The sequence below is a fragment of the Gordonia hydrophobica NBRC 16057 genome, assembly GCF_001592365.1.
GTDB classification, from domain to species: domain Bacteria; phylum Actinomycetota; class Actinomycetes; order Mycobacteriales; family Mycobacteriaceae; genus Gordonia; species Gordonia hydrophobica.
Genome location: NZ_BCWU01000001.1, coordinates 275,148 through 294,251, shown reverse-complemented (window position 1 = coordinate 294,251; position 19,104 = coordinate 275,148). Strand labels below are relative to the sequence as shown.

Sequence of the window (19,104 nt, the reverse complement as noted above, 5' to 3'; positions counted from 1 at the left end):
TTGCCCTCCCTCCGAACCCATCACGACCGAGCGTTCAGTAAAGTACTCGGCATGGCTTCTGATCTGGTTCATGTCGACGACAACGGCATCCTCACGCTCACCATGTCCACCGCGAACGCAGGCACCGCGCTCGACCACGAACTGGTTCTGGAATCGCGGGACGCCCTCCGCGCGGTGACCCGCGGCGCCCTCGACGCCGACGTCGTCGTCCTGCGCGGTGACGGCAAGAACTTCTGCGCCGGCGGCAACGTCGCCCAGTTCGCTGCAGCCGACGACCGGGCCGACTACCTGCGCGGCCTGGCCGACGACCTGCACTCCACGCTCGCGTACCTCTACGAGTCGCAGCTCCCCGTCGTCGCGGCGGTCAAGGGCTGGGCCGCCGGTGCGGGCATGAGCCTGGTGCTGCACGCCGACATCGCGATCGGCGGCACGTCCACCAAGCTGCGTCCGGCCTACCCCGGCATCGGCCTGTCGCCCGACGGCGGCATGTCGTGGCAGTTGCCGCGCGTCGTCGGCGCCGCCCGCGCCCGGCACATCATCATGACCGACCAGATCCTCGACGCCGAGCGTGCACTGGAGCTCGGCATCCTGTCGGAGATCGTCGCCGACGACGCCGTGGAGCAGAAGGCGTACGAGGCCGCTGCGACGCTCGCCGCGGGCCCCCGCGGCTCGTACCGCGCCATCCGCAGGCTGGTGCACGAGGGCGCCACGCGGTCGCTGACCGACCATTTCGCCGCCGAGGGCGCGTCCATCTCGGTGCTCAGCGCGACGGCCGAGGGCATCGAGGGCGTCGACGCCTTCCTCGCCAAGCGGGCGCCCGACTACCGCGGCGTGCGGTAAGCACTCACCGCGGACCGAGCACTCACCGCACCGGCTCGATCAGGGCAGTCGCCAGTCCACCGGCTCGCCGCCGATGTCGAGGAGTTCGTCATTGGCGCGCGAGAACGGCCGGGAGCCGAAGAACCCACGCGACGCCGACAGCGGCGACGGATGCACCGACTCGATGGTCGGGACGTCGGGCAGCCACTCGGCGAGACGACGGGCGTCGTTGCCCCACAGGATCGCGACCAGCGGTTCGTCGCGCGCGGCGAGTGCCTTGATCGCGCACTCGGTGACCGCCTCCCACCCCTTGTTCCGGTGCGACGCCGGCTCGCCGGGCATCACCGTCAGCACCCGGTTCAGCAGCAGCACGCCCTGCTCGGCCCACGGTGTGAGGTCGCCGGTGGCCGGACGCGGAAACCCGAGGTCGTCGCAGTACTCCTTGTAGATGTTCTGCAGCGACCGCGGGATCGGCGCGACATCAGGGGCCACCGAGAAGCTCAATCCGACGGCGTGCCCGGGCGTCGGGTACGGATCCTGACCGACGATCAGCACGCGCACGTCGTCGAACGGATGGGTGAACGCGCGGAGCACGTTCTGGCCGGCGGGCAGATAGCGGCGTCCCGCGGCGTTCTCTGCGCGCAGGAACTCGCCCATCCGCGCGACCACCGGCTCCACCGGCGCCAGCGCCTTCGCCCAGCCCGGATCGATCAGTTCAGAGAGCGGTTTCGCCGACACTTTAATCGAGCCTCCGAAGGTTCTGCCGGTAGTACTGCGCGTTCTGGTAGTACAGCTCCACGTTGTCGTCGACGTGGCCTTCGGGCACCTGGTAGCCCGCACGGATCTTGGCGGGAACGCCCAGCGCCATCGACCGTTCGGGGACCTCGAAGCCGAACGGGACCACAGCCCCCGCTCCGACCACCGAACCGGCGCCGATCACCGACTTGTTGAGGACGATGGACCCGGAGGCGATCAGGCAGTTGTCGCCGATCGTCGAGCCTTCGATGTGGGCGTTGTGGCCCACCACGCAACCGGCCCCGAGCACGGTGGGATCGACGAAGGTGCAGTGGATGACGGTGCCGTCCTGGATGTTGCTGCGGGCGCCGATGGTGATGGTTCCGTAGTCGCCGCGCAGCACGCAGCCGGGCCAGATCGAGACCCCGTCGCCGAGCGTGACGGCGCCGATCACCGTCGCGTCGGGATGAATGAAGACATCGTTGCCGAGGACCGGTTCACGATCGCCGAGTGCGTAGACAGCCATGCGACGATCTAATCAGGTCACGCTTGTGTGAACGATTGCCACCCGCGGATCTCGCCCACCGGTGCGCCGTCGATCCATGCGCCCGGCGCCGCCGCGGTCACCCGCCCGATCACGGTCCAGCCGTCCGGCACCGACGGAGGCGAGAACGAGGCCAGCAACTCGTGCTCCTCCCCGCCGCCGTGCGTCCATCGCAGCGGATCCACACCGAGCGCCGCACCGAGTTCGTCGAGGCCGTCCGCCTGCGGGATCCGCGCCGACTCCACGTCGAGCCGCACGTGCGACGCTGCGGACATGGTGATGAGCTCCTCCACCAGACCGTCCGACACGTCGGTCATCGCATGTGCTCCGGCGAGGGCCGCGATCCGCCCCTGAGCCAGGTCGGGCTGCGGCAGCCGATGGTTGTCGACCAGGGAGGAGAACTCGGCCAGCAGGGCCCGGTCCGCACCGTGTTCGACGGCGGCGAGCGCGGCCAACCCGCCCGCCGGTCCGCCGAGCGGACCGCTGACGGCCAAGACGTCGCCCCCGCGCGCCCCGGACAGCGCGACGGCCGCGGTCCCGTCGAGCACGCCGAGCGAGGTGACCGTCAGCACCACCTCCGCCGCCGACACCAGATCGCCGCCGAGGACCTTCGCGCCGTAGGCGTGCGTCTGCGCGACGATGCCCGCGTTGAGTTCCAGAATGCGGTCGACGGGGGTGGTCGGAGGGCAGCCGATGGAGACGACGACTCCGGTCGGAACGCCGCCCATCGCCGCGATGTCGGCAGCGCTCTGCACCACCGCGCGCGCCCCGATCTGTCGCGGGCTGGACCAGTCGAATCGGAAGTGTCGGCCGGCGACGGCGGTGTCGGTGCTGACCACCACCGGACCGGTGGGCACGAAGACCGCGGCGTCGTCGCCGGAACCGATCACGACGTCGCCCGGCCCTGTCCTCGCCGCATCGGTGAACATCGCGATCAATGCGCGCTCGCCGACCTCGCCCACCGTCTTCACTGCGACGATGCTACCGGCCGCTCGCGACACGCCCGCACCGGCGATTTCTCACCGAGAAGATTTCTCACCGACCGGGATCATCGGCAAGACTGGCATCATGAGCGATGTGCCCGATACGCCGACCGGTGACGACGAGCCCACTGTGCGGCCGTCCACCGACACTGCCACGGCGGACGCCGATCCCAGCGCACGACTGAGTCCAGCCCTCATCGCGACGCTGATCACGGTGCCGGTGTTGGTGATCGCGGGGTTCATCGCCTTCGCCGCCCTGAAGTACTCGGGCAACGGGACCCCGACCTCGCCCATCGACGGCTACGCGACGGGCGGCCCGGGCGCCGACAAATGCACCGACTTCATCGCGAAACTGCCCGCCCGGCTCGGCGACTTCAACGACAAGACCATCGACGACACCACCGTCCGCTGGCGCAAAGAGGGATCGGATCCGCTGGTGCTGCGCTGCGGTGTGCAACGCCCGACGGATCTGGCGCCCACCAGCGCGCTCCAGGTGATCAACCCGATCCAGTGGTTTCTCACTGACAGCGAGTCGGGCACCGGTCAGGCGTTCGTGAGCGTCGACCATCGCCCGTACATCGCCGTGTGGGTGCCGGTCCAGGCGGGCAACGGACCGATCACCGATCTGTCGGCGCTGATCGCCGAGAACTTGACGCCCGCGCCGCTCGACTTCGGCGACTGATCCGGCGCGCCCGCGACCGAGTCAGTCGGCGTTCTACGGCGCCGCGGCCCCGTACACCTCGGGCTTGGTGCTACGACCCAGCAGTGAGGCGACCATGTCCGGCACCGACATGCCCTCGTGGCACACCCGGTTCACCGCTTCGGTCAGCGGCATGTCCACGCCGTTCTCCCGGGCGAGGGCCAACACCGACGCGCAGGACTTGACGCCTTCGGCCACCTGGCCGTTGGTCGCGGCCTGCGCCTCCTCCAGGGTGGCGCCCTCCCCCAACCGGGCGCCGAAGGTGCGGTTGCGCGAGAGCGGCGACGAGCAGGTGGCGACGAGGTCGCCGATGCCTGCGAGGCCCGCCAGCGTGGTGATGTCGGCGCCGAGGGAGGCGCCGAGCCGAATGGTCTCGGCGAGCCCCCGCGTGATAATCGTCGCGAGCGTGTTCTCGCCGAACCCGAGACCGGATGCCATCCCGCAGGCCAGGGCGATCACGTTCTTGGCCGCGCCGCCGATCTCGCAGCCGACCACGTCGACGTTGGTGTACGGCCGGAAGTAGCCGGTCGCGAACGCCTCCTGCACCCGCTTGGCCTGGTCCTCGTCGACGCAGGCGATGACGGTCGCCGCAGGCTGGCCCTGCGCCACCTCTTTCGCGAGGTTGGGTCCGGACAGCACCGCGATCTGGCGGGCCGGGAACTCGGTGACTTCCGCGATCACCTCGCTCATCCGCTTACCGGAGCTGATCTCCACGCCCTTCGCCAGCGACAACAGCACGGCATCGGCGGGCAGATGTTCGCGCCACTGCTCCAGGTTGCCGCGCAGCGATTGAGACGGCACGGCGCAGACGACGAGGTCCACGTCGCTGAGGGCCTCCTCGACGGCGGCGACCCCGCGGATGGTGTCCGGGAGCGGATAGCCAGCCAGATAGTCGCGGTTCTCGTGATGGGTGTTGATCTGATCCACCAGCTCACTGCGGCGCGCCCAGATCTTGACATCGTTGCCTGCGTCGGCCAGCACCTTCGCCACGGCCGTGCCCCATGACCCCGCACCCATCACTACTGCTCGCAACTCGCACTCCTAGCCCGGTGGACGAAACTGCGGTCCACCCTATCGCTCCTCCGGTGCGGTTCGACTGGATTGGGGTGTGCGGCGACCGCCGCGGCACTCGGCCGGCCGGTGCTGCACCATGGTGTGCATGCCCGCTTCGCCTTCGGTCGCCGTCGTCCTCGCCGTGAAGCGGCTCGACGCCGCGAAATCGCGGCTCTCGGCCGTCGGTCCCGCCGACCGCCGTCGCGATTTGGTGGCGGCGATGCTCGCCGACACGCTCGCAGCCGTCCAGGGCGCCGGGATCTCCCGCGTGACGGTGGTGACCCCCGACCCCCGCGTCGATGAGATCGCCGCCGCCTTCGGGGCCCGGACACTCGCCGAACCGCCGGCCGGCAGCCTCTCGCCCCTCAATGCCGCGTTGGCGCACGGCCTCGCACACGCCCACGCCGACGCGCACGTCGACACCGTCGCCGCGTTGCAAGCCGACCTCGCCGCGCTCGACGCCGCCACGCTGACCGCAGCGCTCGCCGAGGCCGACGAGGTGCTTGGACACGACGTCGACGCGACGTTCGTCGCCGACCGCAGCGGGACGGGCACGGCGCTGCTCGTCGTCCGCTCGGGCGTCGTGTTCGCCCCGCGGTTCGGCCCCGGCTCCGCCGCGGCGCACCGGACGGCGGGCGCGGTGGAACTCGATCCGGGCCGCGCGCGGTGGGCGCGACTGCGCACCGACGTCGACACGCCCGACGACCTCGCGGCGGCGGCCCGACTCGGTCTGGGTCCGCGCACAGAGCGCGCGGTCACTTCGGTCGCACCGGGCGCCCGATCCGACACGAACGGCGAGTTTCTCCGGAGCTGACAGGACAGGGCCGCGGGCATGGTTCACAATTGACGCGTGAGTGCCACGGACGAGATCGAGACTGAACCACAGACGGACCTGCCGGCTGCCCTGCCCGCGGAGACTGTGGACCCTGATGAAACAGCGGACCTGCCCATCGACCGCTATTTCAACCGAGAGCTCAGTTGGCTCGATTTCAACTCCCGCGTGTTGGCACTGGCCGAGGACGTCTCGCTGCCGCTCCTGGAGCGCGCCAAGTTCCTCGCGATCTTCGCCTCGAATCTCGATGAGTTCTTCATGGTCCGCGTCGCCGGACTGAAACGCCGCGACGAGACCGGACTGTCGGTCCGGTCGGCCGACGGCCGTTCACCGCGCGAACAGTTGCAGATGATCGCCCTGCGCAGCCAGAAGGTGTCCGATCGACACGCGCGCGTGTTCCGCGACTCGGTCTTGCCCGCTCTGACCGCCGAGAACATCAAGATCATCGGTTGGGACGACCTGAGCGCCGCGCAGCGCACCCGGATGCGCGAGCACTTCCACAACGAGCTGTTCCCAATTCTGACGCCGCTGGCGGTGGACCCCGCGCACCCGTTCCCCTACATCTCGGGCTTGAGCCTGAACCTGGCGGTCACCGTGCGCGACCGTGCCGGGGACGACGACGACTCCGGCAGCTACGGGGGCGAACACTTCGCCCGTGTCAAGGTGCCGGACAATGTGAACCGGTTCGTCCGCGTGGACCAGTTGGCGCCGTCGGACGCGACCGTGATCGACGACGCCCCGCGCCCGGCGCTGTTCCTTCCCGTCGAGAACTTGATCGCCGCGAACCTGTCGGAGCTCTTCCCCGGCATGGACATCGTCGAACACCACGTCTTCCGGGTGACCCGCAACGCCGATTTCGAGGTGGATGAGGACCGCGACGAGGACTTGCTGCAGGCCCTAGAGCGCGAACTCGCCCGCCGCCGCTTCGGTTCGCCGGTGCGCCTCGAGGTCGGCGACGACATGACCGAGCACATGCTGGAACTGCTGCTGCGTGAGCTCGATGTGGATCCGGCCGACGTGGTCGCGATCCCCGGGCTGCTGGATCTGACGTGCCTGTGGCAGATCTACGGCGTGGACCGTCCCGCGCTGAAGGAACGCCCGTTCGTCCCCGCCACGCACCCGGCGTTCGGCGAGCGCGAGACCCCGAAGAGCATCTTCTCCACGCTGCGCGACGGCGACGTCCTGGTGCAGCATCCGTACGACTCCTTCTCGACGAGCGTCCAGCGCTTCATCGAGCAGGCCGCCGCCGACCCGCAGGTCCTCGCCATCAAGCAGACCCTGTACCGCACGTCGGGCGACTCGCCGATCGTTCGCGCGCTGATCGACGCCGCCGCGGCGGGCAAGCAGGTCGTCGCCCTGGTGGAGCTCAAGGCGCGCTTCGACGAACAGGCCAACATCAAATGGGCACGCACGCTGGAGCAGGCAGGCGTCCACGTGGTCTACGGACTCGTCGGCCTCAAGACGCACTGCAAGACGTGTCTGGTGATCCGCCGCGAAGGCTCCACCCTGCGCCGGTACTGCCACATCGGCACCGGCAACTACAACCCCAAGACCGCTCGTCTCTACGAGGACGTGGGTCTGTTCACCGCGGCGCCGGAGATCGGCGCGGACCTGACCGATCTGTTCAACACGCTGACCGGCTACTCGCGTAAACAGGAGTACCGCAATGTGCTGGTGGCTCCGCACGGCATCCGGACGGGGATCATCGATCGGATCCAGGCCGAGATCGCGGCACATCGCGCGGGCGACGACCGCGCGCGGATCCGATTGAAGGCCAACGCGCTGGTCGACGAGCAGGTCATCGATGCGCTCTACCGCGCCTCCCAGGCGGGGGTGCCGGTCGAGGTGGTCGTGCGCGGCATCTGCGCGTTGCGTCCGGGTGTCGAAGGACTCAGCGAGAACATCGTCGTCCGCTCCATCCTCGGGCAGTTCCTGGAGCACTCGCGGATTCTGCAGTTCGGTGCTCAGAACGAGTACTGGATCGGCAGCGCCGACATGATGCACCGCAACCTGGACCGCCGCGTCGAAGTGATGGTTCAGGTCCGCGATCGGCGCCTCGCCGCCGATCTGGAGGACATCTTCGTCTCCGCGCTGGATCCCCGCACGCGCTGCTGGGAACTGCGCTCCGACGGCAGTTGGCAGGCACAGCCTGCGGCCGGTGAACAGGTGCGCGACCACCAGCGACAGATGATGATCCGGCAGCGCCATCACGCCGATCCGGCCAAGTCCTGATGGGTCGTCCCATGCGGACGGTGTGGGCGGGCGGCGGCGTGCTCTGGAAGCCGAGCAAGTCGTCGGGGGTCAAGGTGGCACTGGTGCACCGTCCCCGGTACGACGACTGGTCGCTGCCGAAGGGCAAGGCCGAGCCCGGTGAGATCCTGCCGGTGACCGCAGCGCGAGAGTTGGTCGAGGAGACCGGGTTCGAGATCCGCATCGGGCACCATCTCCAGACGGTCGCGTACCGCCTCGGATCGGGGACGCCCAAACGCGTCGGCTACTGGGCCACCGAGGCCGTCGGCGGCGCCTTCACCCCGAACCACGAATGCGACGCCCTCCGGTGGCTGTCGGTGCCCGACGCGATCGACAAAGTCAGCTACGACGCCGATCGGTCGGTCCTGCACACGTTCGCGGCACGGCCGGTGCGTGAACTGCACACGACGATCGTGGTGCGGCACGCGTGGGCTGGTCACCCCCAGGACTGGGACGGCGACGACCGGCTGCGGCCACTGGACGCGTGCGGCGTGCAGCAGGCGGCGGCGCTTCGCGAGCTGCTCCCCCTGTACGGCGGACACCGTCTCCACGCTGCCGACCGGACCCGCTGCGTGCAGACGTTGACGCCGCTCGCCGAATCGCTGCGCGCCGACATCAAACTGGAGCCGACCCTGTCCGAGGAGGCGTTCGACGCCGACCCGGACGCCGGATACGAACGGCTGCGCAAGATCGGCCGCAAGACCGGCTCCATCCACGTGGTCTGCAGCCAGGGCGGGGTGATTCCGGGGATCCTGCGTCGCTGGGCGGCCGTCGACGGCGTCGGGCTCCCGGCCTCGGACAACCTCAAGGGCAGCGTGTGGATCCTCACCACCCGCGACGGCGACCTGGTGGCGGCCGACCACATCCCGACACCGCTGGTGATGTGACCGGCGCGCCCGGAGACGGGTTCGGCCCCTGCGCGCACATCGTGCGAACAGGGGCCGAGTCGTATCCAGTACCCTTCGGCGGCAGTCAGATTCGCTCGAGCGTTGTGCTCCCTAGTTCGGAGTGGACTTCTTGGCGGCGGTCTTCTTCGCCGCGCTCTTCTTCGCGGCCGTCTTCTTCGCGGCCGTCTTCTTCGCGGGCGTCGCCTTCTTCGCGGCGCCGGTCGACTTCGTGGCCGCCTTCTTCGCCGACGTCGCCTTCGCAGCGGTCTTCTTCGCTGCGGTCTTCTTAGCTGCGGTGCTCTTCGCGGCGGTCTTCTTGGCTGCTGTGCTCTTCGCTGCGGTCTTCTTGGCCGGTGCAGCCTTCTCCGCAGCGCTCTTCGTCGCTGCCTTCTTGGCGACGGTCTTCTTCGCAGGCGCCGCCTTCTCCGCGGTCGTCTTCGCTGCGGTCGTCTTCGCTGCGGCCGCGGGCTCTGCCGAGGCGCGCTTCACCGCGGGCTGCCCGGCTTTGAGCTTCTGCTTGCCCGACACGATCGCCTTGAACTGGGCGCCCGGACGGAACGCCGGAACCGACGTCGCCTTCACCTTCACGGTCTCACCCGTCCGCGGGTTCCGTGCCACTCGGGCTGCGCGACGTCGTTTCTCGAAGACGCCGAAGCCGGTGATGGTGACGCTCTCGCCCTTGTTCACGGCGCGCACGATGGCGTCGATGGTCTGTTCGACGAAGCTCGTCGCGGTCTTTCTATCCGCATCGAGGCGCTTGGTCAGCTCCTCGATGAGTTCTGCCTTGTTCATCCGTACCTCCGCAGGTATTGCGCTGGCCGGATCGAGCCAGCTATCCACACGGTAAACGGATTACGCCGCGATGTAAGCCATCCAGGGCAAATTGATGCGAGAAGTTCGGTCCCCGAACAGAACACTCACGGAAAGAGCCGAAATCGTCTCTCGCCGTGAGCGTCCCGAATGTCCATTCGCCGATGTCAGGGTCGCGCGCTAGGGCAATGTCGTCGGTTTGAACGACGGACGCCGCTGTTCGTACTCGGCGATCGCGTCGGTCTGTCGCAGGGTGAGGCCGATGTCGTCGAGCCCCTCCATCAGCCGCCAGCGCGTGTAGTCGTCGATCTGGAGCGGCACCACGAGGTCGCCGACGGTGACGGTCTTGGCCTCGAGGTCGACGGTCACCTCGAGTCCGGGCTCGGCTTCCAGCCGCTTCCAGATCAGCTCGACGTCGGACTGTTCCACCTGTGCCGCAACGAGTCCCGCCTTGCCGGCGTTGCCGCGGAAGATGTCGGCGAAGCGCGAGGAGATCACCACGCGGAAGCCGAAATCCATCAGCGCCCAAACCGCGTGCTCACGCGAGGAGCCGGTGCCGAAGTCGGGCCCGGCCACCAGGACCGAGCCGTGGCTCCAGGGCTCGTTGTTGAGAATGAAGTCGGGATCTCCGCGCCAGGCCGCGAACAGGCCGTCCTCGAAGCCCGTGCGCGTGACGCGCTTGAGGTAGACGGCCGGGATGATCTGGTCGGTGTCGACGTTGCTCCGCTGCAGCGGAACTCCGACACCGGTGTGGGTGATGAACGGTTCCATGATGTGTCCTTGTCCTCCAGCGGATGGCTAGTCGAGGTCGGCGGGGGCAGCGAGCGTGCCACGCACGGCGGTCGCGGCGGCCACCTCGGGCGAGACGAGGTGCGTGCGTCCGCCCTTGCCCTGGCGTCCCTCGAAGTTGCGGTTCGACGTCGACGCGCAGCGCTCCCCCGGCGCCAGCTGGTCGGGGTTCATGCCCAGGCACATCGAGCAGCCCGCCATGCGCCATTCCGCGCCTGCCGCGGTGAAGATCTCACCGAGCCCCTCCTCCTCGGCCTGAGCGCGGACCTTCATCGATCCGGGCACGACGAGCATCCGCATGCCGTCGGCCACGGTGCGGCCCTTGAGGATGCCTGCGACGGCACGCAGGTCCTCGATGCGACCGTTGGTGCACGATCCGACGAAGACGGTGTCGACCTTGACCTCGCGCAGCGGCGTGCCGGGCGTCAGGTCCATGTACTCCAGTGCGCGCGCGGCGGCGAGGGACTCGGTCTCGTCGACGATGTCGGCGGGGTCGGGGACGTTCGCGCCCAGCGGCAGCCCCTGGCCGGGGTTGGTGCCCCAGGTGACGAACGGGGTCAGCTCGGAGGCGTTGATGTGGACCTCACGGTCGAAGACGGCGTCGTCGTCGGTCCGCAGCGAGTTCCAGTACTCGACGGCCGCGTCCCAGTCCTCGCCCTGCGGTGCGTGCGGGCGTCCCTTGAGGAACTCGTACGTGGTTGCATCGGGCGCGATCATGCCCGCGCGGGCGCCGGCCTCGATCGACATGTTGCAGACCGTCATGCGGGCTTCCATCGACAGCTTCTCGATGGCCGAGCCGCGGTACTCCAGGACGTGGCCCTGACCGCCGCCGGTGCCGATCTGAGCGATCACGGCCAGGATCAGGTCCTTGCTCGTCACGCCGGGCGGCAGTTCGCCGTCGACGGTGATGGCCATGGTCTTGAACGGCCGCAGCGACAGCGTCTGGGTGGCCATGACGTGCTCCACCTCAGAGGTGCCGATGCCCATCGCGAGGGCCCCGAATGCACCGTGGGTCGACGTGTGGCTGTCGCCGCAAACGACCGTCATCCCGGGCTGGGTCAGGCCGAGCTGCGGTCCGACGACGTGCACGATGCCCTGCTCGGCGTCGCCCATCGGGTACAGCCCGACGCCGAACTCCTCGCAGTTGCGGCGCAGCGTCTCCACCTGCAGCGCAGACACCTGATCGGCGATGGGGCTGAAGATGTCGACGGTCGGGACGTTGTGGTCCTCGGTCGCGATGGTGAGGTCGGGTCTGCGGAGCTTGCGTCCGGCCATCCGGAGTCCGTCGAAGGCCTGGGGGCTGGTCACCTCGTGCACCAGGTGCAGGTCGATGTAGATCAGGTCGGGATTGTAATTACCGCTGGCATCGGCCTCGCCCGGGACGACGACGTGACTGTCCCAGACCTTCTCGGCCAGCGTGCGCGGTTTTCCGGCGCTCTGCGTCATGAGCTCACTCGCATCTTCTAGTAGTTGCCGCGCATCCGGGCTGGGGACCCGCGGCCGGGCCTGCGCCCGTGGACTTTCAATCTCAGTATATGGACGGCTAATATCGTCCTATGGGAAAGGATAGCGGAATCGGCGTGCTGGACAAAGCAGTGATGATTCTCCACGTCGTCGCCGACCAGCCGTGCAATCTCAGCGAACTGTGCGACGTCACCGGATTGCCGCGGGCCACGGCCCACCGGCTGGCCGTGGGACTGGAGGTCCACCAGCTCGTCACCCGTGACGAGTCGGGTCGCTGGATTCCAGGGCCCACACTCGGCCGTCTCGCCGCCACCGCGCGCGACGCCGTGCGCGAGGCCGCACTGCTCGCGCTCCCCCGCCTGCAGGAGACGACCGGAGAGTCGGTGCAGCTGTATCGCCGCGAGGGCGTGGAACGGGTCTGCCTCGTCGCCGTCGAACCGCCCACCGGGCTCCGCGACACCGTGCCCGAGGGCTCACGGCTGCCGATGTCGGCCGGTTCCGCAGCCAAGGTGCTCGCCGCCTGGGCCGATCCCGACACGCTCCGCACGGTGCTCAACGACGCCGTCTACTCCGAGCGCACGCTCGCCGACATCCGGCGACGCGGCTGGGCCCAGAGCGTCGCCGAACGCGCGGCCGGCGTCGCCAGTGTCTCCGCACCCGTCCGCGACGGCTCCGGCGCGGTCGTCGCCGCCGTGTCCATCTCCGGCCCCGTGGACCGGATGGGGCGTCGGCCCGGCGAGAAGTGGGCGACCGACGTCATCGCCGCCGCCGACGCGATCACCGCACGCCTGGACTCCCCTGCGCGCAGCTGACGTCCCCTGTACAGCGTTATAGTCCGCGCACTACCGTCACGGGCATGGGAATCAATCAACGATCGAGCATCGTGATGTCCGACGACGAGATCACCGACTTCATCGCGCAGCACCGGATCGCGAACCTCGGCACCGTCGGCAAGAACGGCATTCACCTGATCGCCATGTGGTACGCGGTGATCGACGGTGAGATCTGGTTCGAGACCAAGGCGAAGTCGCAGAAGGTCGTGAATCTGCGTCGTGATCCGCGCGCCACCATCCTCATCGAGGCCGGCGACACCTACGACCAACTGCGCGGTGTCAGCATCGAGGGAACGGTCGAGATCCACGACGATCCCGACGCCTGCCTCAACGTCGGGATCAGCGTGTGGGAGCGCTACAACGGGCCGTACAGCGACGACCTCAAGCCCGCTGTGGAGGCGATGATGAACAAGCGCGTCGCCGTCCGCCTCGTCCCCTCACGAGTCCGCTCCTGGGACCACCGCAAACTCGGTCTGCCCGCGATGCCCGTCGCCGGGTCGACAGCGGAGTTTCTGGGCGACTGATCTGCGGGAGACTGTGCCATTCGGTACCTGAGAGGTAGCACATGGCACAGTCTGCAGCGAAGGCCGTCAGACGTCGGCACGCAGCCCGCCGATCGGTACCCAGACAGCGCCGCCACGCGCAAGCCAGACCGCAGTGCCATCACGGAGCCCAGGCGTCAACGTACGTGTCACGCGCCCGGCGTTCTCGTACGCCGGCCAGAGTGCGTACTCGTATCCGGCGAGGTGATCCTGGACGAGGTGTGCGAGCACTACCGCAGCCTCCCCGAATCGGGCATCGATCCGAAACCCGTTACCGGTCAGAAAGGCCACTGGTCCCGTCATTCCTACGGCGATTAATCCATCTCCCATCGATTCCCACTGCCAATTCCGGTCGGCCGTCACCGCCGACGCCTCGACTGGTCCGCTGTACATGACGGCGAGGTCGTGGGTGACGGACTCGGCGGCGGGTACCCAGGAGTGCGGGAGGGCGGAGGCGGAGAGTTGGAGAGGCGACATGATGATCATGAGAGTAGTTGGAGTCGGAGTACGCAAGGTGGGGGCACAGCTAGGGCTGTTGGGTTGGTCTGCGACCCTTGGCCTTTAACCCGAGACCTTCTTACCCAGCGCGGTCGCCCCGACGGGACTCCGTCGCTTCGCTCCTCCTCGAATCACTCAGTTGAAAATACAGATAGAGAAGGACCCCCATCGCGCACTTCGTGCGGGATGGGGGTCCTTCTCTATCTGTAGCCCCGACGGGATTCGAACCCGCGCTACCGCCTTGAGAGGGCGGCGTCCTAGGCCGCTAGACGACGGGGCCCTAGGACAACTCATTGAGTTGTATTGAGGCACAGAGAGTATCACGCTCCGTGCATCGCTGGGGTACCAGGACTCGAACCTAGAATGGCGGTACCAGAAACCGCTGTGTTGCCAATTACACCATACCCCAAGGGTTTGATCCGAACCGCGACCGGCGCACCGCGCCGCCCGCTTTCCGGGCCGGGAAGAACAATACCAACAACCCCCACCCCAAACACAAATCGGCTGGTCACAGCCCTAAATCCAACCCGGATGCTCGACTTCATCGAACCCCGAGTGCCACGACTACACGACGCACTCACAGCGCACCCGGATCAGCAGACAACCGCACCGACCAGAAAACGAGCCTGCGCGCGGTAGCGTCGTGCCTGCGACTGCTGAGCCCTCCGCAGCCCCGAGGCGCTAGCCGAGGGGCGAGGACTGCCGAAGCAGCGCAGGCACGACGCTACCGCGCGCAGGCGGGCGACGCAGTGTGCGGATTAGATCGACGCCGACAATTCCCGAGCACGCCGCAGGCGAGCGAGCGAGGAGTCGCGGCCGAGCAACTCCATGCTCTCGTACAACGGAGGGCTGACAGCGGCTCCGGTCACGCCGACCCGGACGGGTCCGAACGCCTTGCGCGGCTTGAGTTCGAGGCCGTCGACGAGCGCGGCCTTGAGCGCCTCTTCGAGGGTGGCGGTGTCCCAGTTCTCGACGGCTTCGCAGGCGGTGATGGCGGCGTCGAGGACGGCGGTCGCGTCGCCGCCGAGGTTCTTGGTGACCGACTTCTCGTCATAGACGAGCGCGTCGTCGGTCACGAAGAGGAACTGGATGAGCGCCCAGGCGTCGCCGAGGACCTGGATGCGGGTCTGGACGAGGTCGGCGATCACGGCCCAGCGTTCGACGTCGACCGGTCCGTCGAGGTGACCGGCCCCGATGAGGAACTGCTGGAGCCGTGCCGCGAAGTCGGCGGGTTCCAGGCGCCGGATGTGCTCGGCGTTGATGGCGTCGGCCTTGCGCTGGTCGAAGCGGGCGGGGTTGGAGTTGACGTTGCGAACGTCGAACGCCGCGATCATCTCGTCGAGACTGAAGACGTCCTGGTCTGCGGACAGCCCCCATCCGAGGAGCGCGAGGTAGTTGATGAGCCCTTCGGGAAGGAAACCGCGGTCACGGTGATGGAAGAGACTCGATTCCGGGTCGCGCTTGGAGAGCTTCCGGTTGCCGTCGCCCATCACGAACGGCAGGTGCCCGAACTCGGGGACGCGGTCGGCGACGCCGATCCGCATGAGGGCGCGGTACAGCGCGATCTGGCGAGGTGTGGACGGCAGGAGGTCCTCGCCGCGGAGCACGTGGGTGATCTTCATCATGGCGTCGTCGACCGGGTTGACGAGCGTGTAGAGCGGATCGCCGACGGCATCGGCCGCCCCTGCGGTGGCGCCGCGGGTGAGCGCGAAGTCCGGGACGGTGCCCGCCTTGATAGTGGTGGTGCCGCGGACGAGGTCGTCCCAGGAGAGGTCTTCGTCGGGCATGCGCAGTCGGATGACGGACTTACGACCCTCCGCCTCGAAAGCGGCACGCTGCTCGTCGGTGAGATCGCGGTCGAAGTTGTCGTAGCCGAGCTTTGGGTCGCGGCCCGCGGCCTTGTGGCGCGCTTCCACTTCCTCGTTGGTGGAGTACGCCCGGTACGCCTCCCCGGCTTCGAGCAACCGGGCCACCACGTCGAGGTGGATCTCCTTGCGCTCGGACTGCCGGTAGGGGCCGTGGGGGCCGCCGACTTCAGGACCCTCGTCCCAGTCGAGGCCGAGCCACCGGAGCGCGTCGAGGATGGCGTCGTACGACTCCTGGCTGTCGCGCGCCGCGTCGGTGTCCTCGATGCGGAAGACGAAGGTTCCACCGACATGACGGGCCTGCGCAAAGTTGAACAGCGCGGTGCGGGCGAGACCGACGTGCGGTGTTCCGGTGGGTGACGGGCAGAAGCGAACGCGAACGTTGTCAGCACTGGTCATGCAGGTCAGCCTATGTCATTCAGGCGCGCGTCGATTGTGCAGGTCCATCGAGTCTTGACTGGTTTGTTCTAGTTGAACTATAACTAGTTTATGTTGTTCCGCATCGATCCGACGATCGATACCCCGATCTTCACGCAGATCGCCGACAGTGTTCGCACGGAGGCGGCGGCGGGACGATTGCATGCGGGAGAACGGCTCCCCTCCGCCCGCGAGGTGGCGGGCGCCCTCGGCGTGAACGCCCACACCGTTCTGCACGCCTACCAGGACCTGCGCGACGAGGGCCTGGTGGAGTTGCGGCGCGGACGCGGCGCCGTGGTGACCGATACCGCCGACGTCCTCTCCTCGATGCACGACGACATCCGACGACTCGCCGCGAAGGCGGCGGCGGCAGGCCTGCCGTCACAGACCCTGACAGCCCTGATTCAGGAGGCACTCCGTGAATACACCTGACCCCCGCCCGGCCGAGAACTCCACTCGACGCACCGTCGCCTACCTCGCCGTCGGACTCGTGGTGCCCGCGATCTCGGTGCTCGCGTCGGTGACCGCCCAACTCATCGCGTGGCCGCGACTGCCCAATCGGATCGCCGTCCACTGGAACGCGGCGGGCGAGGCGGACCGGTGGGGTTCGGCGTGGGTGCCGCTGGCCCTCACCGTCGTCATCGGACTGGCGTTGCCGCTGTTGATCGTCGTGCCGAATCTGCGGCCGCTCCGATCAGGCGGGCGCGGACCGTCGTTCCGGGCGGTCGCCGCGATCACCGCGGCCGCCGTCGCCGGACCCTCTTACCTGTTGGCGGCGACGGTCGTCGCGCAAGCCGACGGCGGGACCGCTGACGTGACCGCGGCGATCGGCATCATGATCGCCGTCGCCGTCGTGATCGGCCTCCTGGGCTGGCTGGCGATCCCGCGGGACCTGGCACGAGCGTCTCGTCCGGTGCAGCCGCTGCCGACCACTCGCGGTGAGCGCCTGGCCTGGGTCAGCACCGAGACGGTCGCACCGTGGGTGGCGGTCTGCACCGTCGTCGCCCTGATCGTCGCCGGCCTGTTCGTCGTACTGGCCGCTGTCGGCGGTACCAGCACCGGCGGCATCGTCCCCGCGCTGATCGTGACCGTGGTGGTCGTCGCCTTGATCGCCACCACCATCGCGTTCCACGTCCGGATCGACGCCGACGGTCTGCGCGTGCGTTCGCTGCTGGGGGTGCCCAGGTTCCACGTCCCGATCGACGACATCGAGAACGTCGACGTCGTCGACATCCGCGCCATCGGCGATTTCGGCGGCTACGGAATCCGCCTGCGCAGCGGTGCGCTCGGCATCATCCTGCGGTCGGGCCCCGCGGTGGAGGTGACCCGCCGCAGCAACGGACGACGCGTCACCGTCACCGTCAGCGACGCCGGGACGGCCGCCGCCACGTTGGCGACCGTCTCGGCCCGTCAGCGATAACGGTCGAGGAAGTCCACGATCGTCGTGTTGACCTCGTCGGGCTGCTCGATGTACCCGTAGTGCCCGGCACGCTCGACGACCCGGTACTCGGCGCTCGGGATCGCGTCGGCGACCTCCTTGGCCAGGTATGCGGGGAGGGTGCGATCGTCGGCGAACCCGACCACCAGGCACGGCGCGGTGATGCCGCGGTAGGCGGCGAGCCGGTTCTGCTCGCGGTCGTGCAACGCCAGCTGCGCGCGCACTCCCGCCGAGCGCGTCTGTCCGCTGAAGCCGATGATGTCGAGCCAGTCGCGGGCCGACCGGTCGTCGGCGAGCGTGTGCGGTGACAGATTCAGGTGCGCCGTCAGCGCCGCGTGGTACGACTCCGGCAGCGTGATGTTCTTGTCGAACAGCTCCCGCTCCCCCGCCGAGACCGCCTCGAGCATCGGCGTCGGACGCCCGTAGGTGGCGAGCATGACGGCAGCGGTCACCAGATCGGGCCGCGCGAGCGCCAGCTCCTGCGTGATGCGGGCGCCCAGCGACGTGCCGACCACCAGCGCGGGGCCGCCGAGGTGCTCGATGAGCGCAGCGGTGTCGGCCACCATGTCGGAGAGGGTGAATCCCCCACTGCATTCGCTCGACGGCGCGATGCCCCGGTTGTCGAAGGTGACGACGCGGTAACCGGCCTTGATGAGCGCGGGCTGCTGATGCGCGTGCCACACGCGCCCGGGACTGCCGGTGCCCATCACCATCACGATCAGCGGGCCGGAACCCGCGTCGGTGTACGACAGGGTGATGCCGTTGAGCCGAATCGTCTGCGGTCGCGCGACCGTCGGGCGGCTCACTTGTTCACCACCGGGTTGCTGAGCGTACCGATGCCGTCGACCGTCACGGAGACCCGCTGCCCGTCGGCCATCGGGCCGACGCCTTCGGGCGTGCCGGTGAGGATGACGTCGCCCGGCAGGAGCGTCATGACGCGCGAGACCCACTCAATGATGTCACCGACGCTGTGCAGCATCAGCGAGGTGCGGCTGGACTGCTTGGTCTCGCCGTCGAGTTCGGTGCGGATCGCGATGTCGGCCGGATCGAGGTCGGTGACGATCCACGGTCCGAGCGGACAGAACGTGTCATAGCCCTTGCCGCGAGTCCACTGGCCGTCGTACTTCTGCTGGTCCCGCGCGGTGACGTCGTTGGCGACGGTGTACCCGAGGATGACGTCCTTGGCCTTGGCCGCGGGCACGTCCTTGCACGGACGGCCGATGACGACCGCGAGCTCGCCCTCGTAGTCGACGCGCTCGGACGACGGCGGACGCACGATCGGCGCCTCGGGACCGATGATCGACGTGTTCGGCTTCATGAAGATCACCGGATCCTCGGGCGCCTCGCCGCCCATCTCCGCGGCGTGCGCCGCGTAGTTCTTGCCGATCGCGATGATCTTGGTGGCGAGAATCGGCGCCAACAGGCGCGTCTCGGACAGCGTCCACGTGCGTCCGGTGAACGTCGGGGTGCCGAACGGATGCTCGGCGATTTCGCGGGCGACCTCCTGCCCCGCTTCTCCTTCGATGGCGACGAAAGCGACGCCATCTGGACTGGCTACACGACCCAATTTCATGGACTCCAGGCTAACGCACATCGACGACAGTTCTATACTATGAAACTGAAATATCAGTATTTGGGACGGATG

General features: G+C 68.3%; 20 protein-coding genes and 2 tRNA genes. 9 read left to right on the top strand and 13 right to left on the bottom strand.

All coding sequences use genetic code 11. The features are described 5' to 3' along the window. Nucleotides 1-51 precede the first annotated feature (51 nt). Nucleotides 52-840: an enoyl-CoA hydratase/isomerase family protein gene (locus GH2_RS01470; protein ID WP_066162110.1), complete on the top strand. Its 789-nt coding sequence runs from the start codon at nucleotides 52-54 to the stop codon at nucleotides 838-840. A gap of 39 nt (nucleotides 841-879) precedes the next feature. Here the strand turns inward: GH2_RS01470 and GH2_RS01465 are convergent, their stop codons facing one another. Genes GH2_RS01465 through thiL form a run of 3 tightly spaced genes read right to left on the bottom strand, consistent with a single transcriptional unit; the run spans nucleotide 880 to nucleotide 3,069 of the window. Next, on the bottom strand, nucleotides 880-1,557 hold the full coding sequence (locus tag GH2_RS01465) for a uracil-DNA glycosylase (RefSeq protein WP_066162108.1): 678 nt from the start codon (nucleotides 1,555-1,557) through the stop codon (nucleotides 880-882). 1 nt (nucleotide 1,558) lies between these two features. After that, nucleotides 1,559-2,080 carry a gamma carbonic anhydrase family protein gene (locus GH2_RS01460; RefSeq protein WP_066162106.1) on the bottom strand — a complete coding sequence of 174 codons (522 nt, stop codon included), beginning with the start codon at nucleotides 2,078-2,080 and terminating at the stop codon, nucleotides 1,559-1,561. Nucleotides 2,081-2,097: 17 nt separating this feature from the next. After that, a complete protein-coding gene (thiL, locus tag GH2_RS01455) occupies nucleotides 2,098-3,069 on the bottom strand; it encodes a thiamine-phosphate kinase (protein ID WP_066163243.1) in 972 nt (323 codons plus the stop codon). A gap of 97 nt (nucleotides 3,070-3,166) precedes the next feature. Here thiL and GH2_RS01450 point away from each other — a divergent pair, with 97 nt between their 5' ends. Further along, nucleotides 3,167-3,763 carry a DUF3515 domain-containing protein gene (locus GH2_RS01450; RefSeq protein WP_066163241.1) on the top strand — a complete coding sequence of 199 codons (597 nt, stop codon included), beginning with the start codon at nucleotides 3,167-3,169 and terminating at the stop codon, nucleotides 3,761-3,763. 33 nt (nucleotides 3,764-3,796) lie between these two features. On the opposite strand, the gene GH2_RS01445 is transcribed toward GH2_RS01450, so the two are convergent. Then, nucleotides 3,797-4,798 carry an NAD(P)H-dependent glycerol-3-phosphate dehydrogenase gene (locus tag GH2_RS01445; protein WP_066162102.1) on the bottom strand — a complete coding sequence of 334 codons (1,002 nt, stop codon included), beginning with the start codon at nucleotides 4,796-4,798 and terminating at the stop codon, nucleotides 3,797-3,799. A gap of 133 nt (nucleotides 4,799-4,931) precedes the next feature. On the opposite strand from GH2_RS01445, the gene cofC reads away from it, so the two are divergent. From cofC to GH2_RS01430, 3 genes are read left to right on the top strand one after another with little or no spacing between them, the layout of a single operon-like run. After that, a complete protein-coding gene (gene cofC, locus GH2_RS01440) occupies nucleotides 4,932-5,648 on the top strand; it encodes a 2-phospho-L-lactate guanylyltransferase (RefSeq protein WP_066162100.1) in 717 nt (238 codons plus the stop codon). 36 nt (nucleotides 5,649-5,684) lie between these two features. After that, nucleotides 5,685-7,898 carry an RNA degradosome polyphosphate kinase gene (locus GH2_RS01435; RefSeq protein WP_066162097.1) on the top strand — a complete coding sequence of 738 codons (2,214 nt, stop codon included), beginning with the start codon at nucleotides 5,685-5,687 and terminating at the stop codon, nucleotides 7,896-7,898. Continuing rightward, nucleotides 7,898-8,803, top strand: coding sequence for an NUDIX hydrolase (locus tag GH2_RS01430; RefSeq protein WP_066162095.1), 906 nt, complete (start codon nucleotides 7,898-7,900; stop codon nucleotides 8,801-8,803). Before GH2_RS01435 ends, GH2_RS01430 begins: the two co-directional genes overlap by 1 nt. Nucleotides 8,804-8,914: 111 nt before the next feature. On the opposite strand, the gene GH2_RS01425 is transcribed toward GH2_RS01430, so the two are convergent. The 3 genes from GH2_RS01425 to leuC all read right to left on the bottom strand — a co-directional run bounded on the left by GH2_RS01425 (nucleotide 8,915) and on the right by leuC (nucleotide 11,848). Further along, on the bottom strand, nucleotides 8,915-9,595 hold the full coding sequence (locus GH2_RS01425; RefSeq protein ID WP_066162093.1) for an HU family DNA-binding protein: 681 nt from the start codon (nucleotides 9,593-9,595) through the stop codon (nucleotides 8,915-8,917). A 198-nt stretch (nucleotides 9,596-9,793) separates the two neighbouring features. Next, a complete protein-coding gene (gene leuD / locus GH2_RS01420) occupies nucleotides 9,794-10,384 on the bottom strand; it encodes a 3-isopropylmalate dehydratase small subunit (protein ID WP_066162090.1) in 591 nt (196 codons plus the stop codon). A 27-nt stretch (nucleotides 10,385-10,411) separates the two neighbouring features. After that, nucleotides 10,412-11,848, bottom strand: a complete 1,437-nt coding sequence (gene leuC / locus GH2_RS01415; RefSeq protein WP_066162087.1) for a 3-isopropylmalate dehydratase large subunit — start codon at nucleotides 11,846-11,848, stop codon at nucleotides 10,412-10,414. A gap of 110 nt (nucleotides 11,849-11,958) precedes the next feature. Between leuC and GH2_RS01410 the strand changes: the two genes are divergently transcribed. Both GH2_RS01410 and GH2_RS01405 read left to right on the top strand, forming a co-directional pair. After that, entirely contained in the window at nucleotides 11,959-12,678 is a 720-nt protein-coding gene (locus GH2_RS01410; RefSeq protein ID WP_066162084.1) for an IclR family transcriptional regulator, read from the top strand. A gap of 44 nt (nucleotides 12,679-12,722) precedes the next feature. Continuing rightward, nucleotides 12,723-13,223 carry a PPOX class F420-dependent oxidoreductase gene (locus GH2_RS01405; protein WP_066162083.1) on the top strand — a complete coding sequence of 167 codons (501 nt, stop codon included), beginning with the start codon at nucleotides 12,723-12,725 and terminating at the stop codon, nucleotides 13,221-13,223. A 66-nt stretch (nucleotides 13,224-13,289) separates the two neighbouring features. On the opposite strand, the gene GH2_RS01400 is transcribed toward GH2_RS01405, so the two are convergent. The 4 genes from GH2_RS01400 to gltX all read right to left on the bottom strand — a co-directional run bounded on the left by GH2_RS01400 (nucleotide 13,290) and on the right by gltX (nucleotide 16,003). Continuing rightward, nucleotides 13,290-13,718, bottom strand: coding sequence for a hypothetical protein (locus tag GH2_RS01400; protein ID WP_157085964.1), 429 nt, complete (start codon nucleotides 13,716-13,718; stop codon nucleotides 13,290-13,292). A 228-nt stretch (nucleotides 13,719-13,946) separates the two neighbouring features. Further along, a tRNA-Glu gene (locus tag GH2_RS01395) sits at nucleotides 13,947-14,019 on the bottom strand. 57 nt (nucleotides 14,020-14,076) lie between these two features. After that, nucleotides 14,077-14,148: transfer RNA gene (locus tag GH2_RS01390), tRNA-Gln, on the bottom strand. A 349-nt stretch (nucleotides 14,149-14,497) separates the two neighbouring features. After that, on the bottom strand, nucleotides 14,498-16,003 hold the full coding sequence (gene gltX, locus GH2_RS01385) for a glutamate--tRNA ligase (RefSeq protein ID WP_066162074.1): 1,506 nt from the start codon (nucleotides 16,001-16,003) through the stop codon (nucleotides 14,498-14,500). A 90-nt stretch (nucleotides 16,004-16,093) separates the two neighbouring features. Here gltX and GH2_RS01380 point away from each other — a divergent pair, with 90 nt between their 5' ends. Together GH2_RS01380 and GH2_RS01375 are read left to right on the top strand one after the other, a co-directional pair. Continuing rightward, nucleotides 16,094-16,453: a GntR family transcriptional regulator gene (locus tag GH2_RS01380; RefSeq protein ID WP_066162070.1), complete on the top strand. Its 360-nt coding sequence runs from the start codon at nucleotides 16,094-16,096 to the stop codon at nucleotides 16,451-16,453. Further along, nucleotides 16,440-17,441, top strand: a complete 1,002-nt coding sequence (locus GH2_RS01375) for a DUF1648 domain-containing protein (protein WP_084247231.1) — start codon at nucleotides 16,440-16,442, stop codon at nucleotides 17,439-17,441. The genes GH2_RS01380 and GH2_RS01375 overlap by 14 nt, the downstream gene beginning before the upstream one ends. Here GH2_RS01375 and GH2_RS01370 read toward each other — a convergent pair. Together GH2_RS01370 and GH2_RS01365 are read right to left on the bottom strand one after the other, a co-directional pair. After that, the gene (locus GH2_RS01370) at nucleotides 17,432-18,265 is read right to left on the bottom strand and encodes an alpha/beta fold hydrolase (RefSeq protein ID WP_066162064.1); all 834 of its coding nucleotides are present in this window, start codon (nucleotides 18,263-18,265) and stop codon (nucleotides 17,432-17,434) included. The two genes, GH2_RS01375 and GH2_RS01370, sit on opposite strands and share 10 nt — an antisense overlap. Beyond that, nucleotides 18,262-19,032 (bottom strand): fumarylacetoacetate hydrolase family protein, encoded by a 771-nt coding sequence (locus tag GH2_RS01365; RefSeq protein WP_066162061.1) that lies wholly within the window; start codon nucleotides 19,030-19,032, stop codon nucleotides 18,262-18,264. Before GH2_RS01365 ends, GH2_RS01370 begins: the two co-directional genes overlap by 4 nt. Nucleotides 19,033-19,104 lie beyond the last annotated feature (72 nt).

Bases quoted from the DNA above. Each gene is read 5' to 3' on its own strand.
- GH2_RS01470 (WP_066162110.1), top strand. From the start codon at position 52: ATGGCTTCTGATCTGGTTCATGTCGACGACAACGGCATCCTCACGCTC.
- GH2_RS01460 (WP_066162106.1), bottom strand. From the start codon at position 2,080: ATGGCTGTCTACGCACTCGGCGATCGTGAACCGGTCCTCGGCAACGAT.
- GH2_RS01450 (WP_066163241.1), top strand. From the start codon at position 3,167: ATGAGCGATGTGCCCGATACGCCGACCGGTGACGACGAGCCCACTGTG.
- GH2_RS01445 (WP_066162102.1), bottom strand. From the start codon at position 4,798: ATGGGTGCGGGGTCATGGGGCACGGCCGTGGCGAAGGTGCTGGCCGAC.
- cofC (WP_066162100.1), top strand. From the start codon at position 4,932: ATGGTGTGCATGCCCGCTTCGCCTTCGGTCGCCGTCGTCCTCGCCGTG.
- GH2_RS01430 (WP_066162095.1), top strand. From the start codon at position 7,898: ATGGGTCGTCCCATGCGGACGGTGTGGGCGGGCGGCGGCGTGCTCTGG.
- GH2_RS01425 (WP_066162093.1), bottom strand. From the start codon at position 9,595: ATGAACAAGGCAGAACTCATCGAGGAGCTGACCAAGCGCCTCGATGCG.
- leuD (WP_066162090.1), bottom strand. From the start codon at position 10,384: ATGGAACCGTTCATCACCCACACCGGTGTCGGAGTTCCGCTGCAGCGG.
- leuC (WP_066162087.1), bottom strand. From the start codon at position 11,848: ATGACGCAGAGCGCCGGAAAACCGCGCACGCTGGCCGAGAAGGTCTGG.
- GH2_RS01410 (WP_066162084.1), top strand. From the start codon at position 11,959: ATGGGAAAGGATAGCGGAATCGGCGTGCTGGACAAAGCAGTGATGATT.
- GH2_RS01405 (WP_066162083.1), top strand. From the start codon at position 12,723: ATGGGAATCAATCAACGATCGAGCATCGTGATGTCCGACGACGAGATC.
- GH2_RS01400 (WP_157085964.1), bottom strand. From the start codon at position 13,718: ATGTCGCCTCTCCAACTCTCCGCCTCCGCCCTCCCGCACTCCTGGGTA.
- gltX (WP_066162074.1), bottom strand. From the start codon at position 16,003: ATGACCAGTGCTGACAACGTTCGCGTTCGCTTCTGCCCGTCACCCACC.
- GH2_RS01380 (WP_066162070.1), top strand. From the start codon at position 16,094: ATGTTGTTCCGCATCGATCCGACGATCGATACCCCGATCTTCACGCAG.
- GH2_RS01365 (WP_066162061.1), bottom strand. From the start codon at position 19,032: ATGAAATTGGGTCGTGTAGCCAGTCCAGATGGCGTCGCTTTCGTCGCC.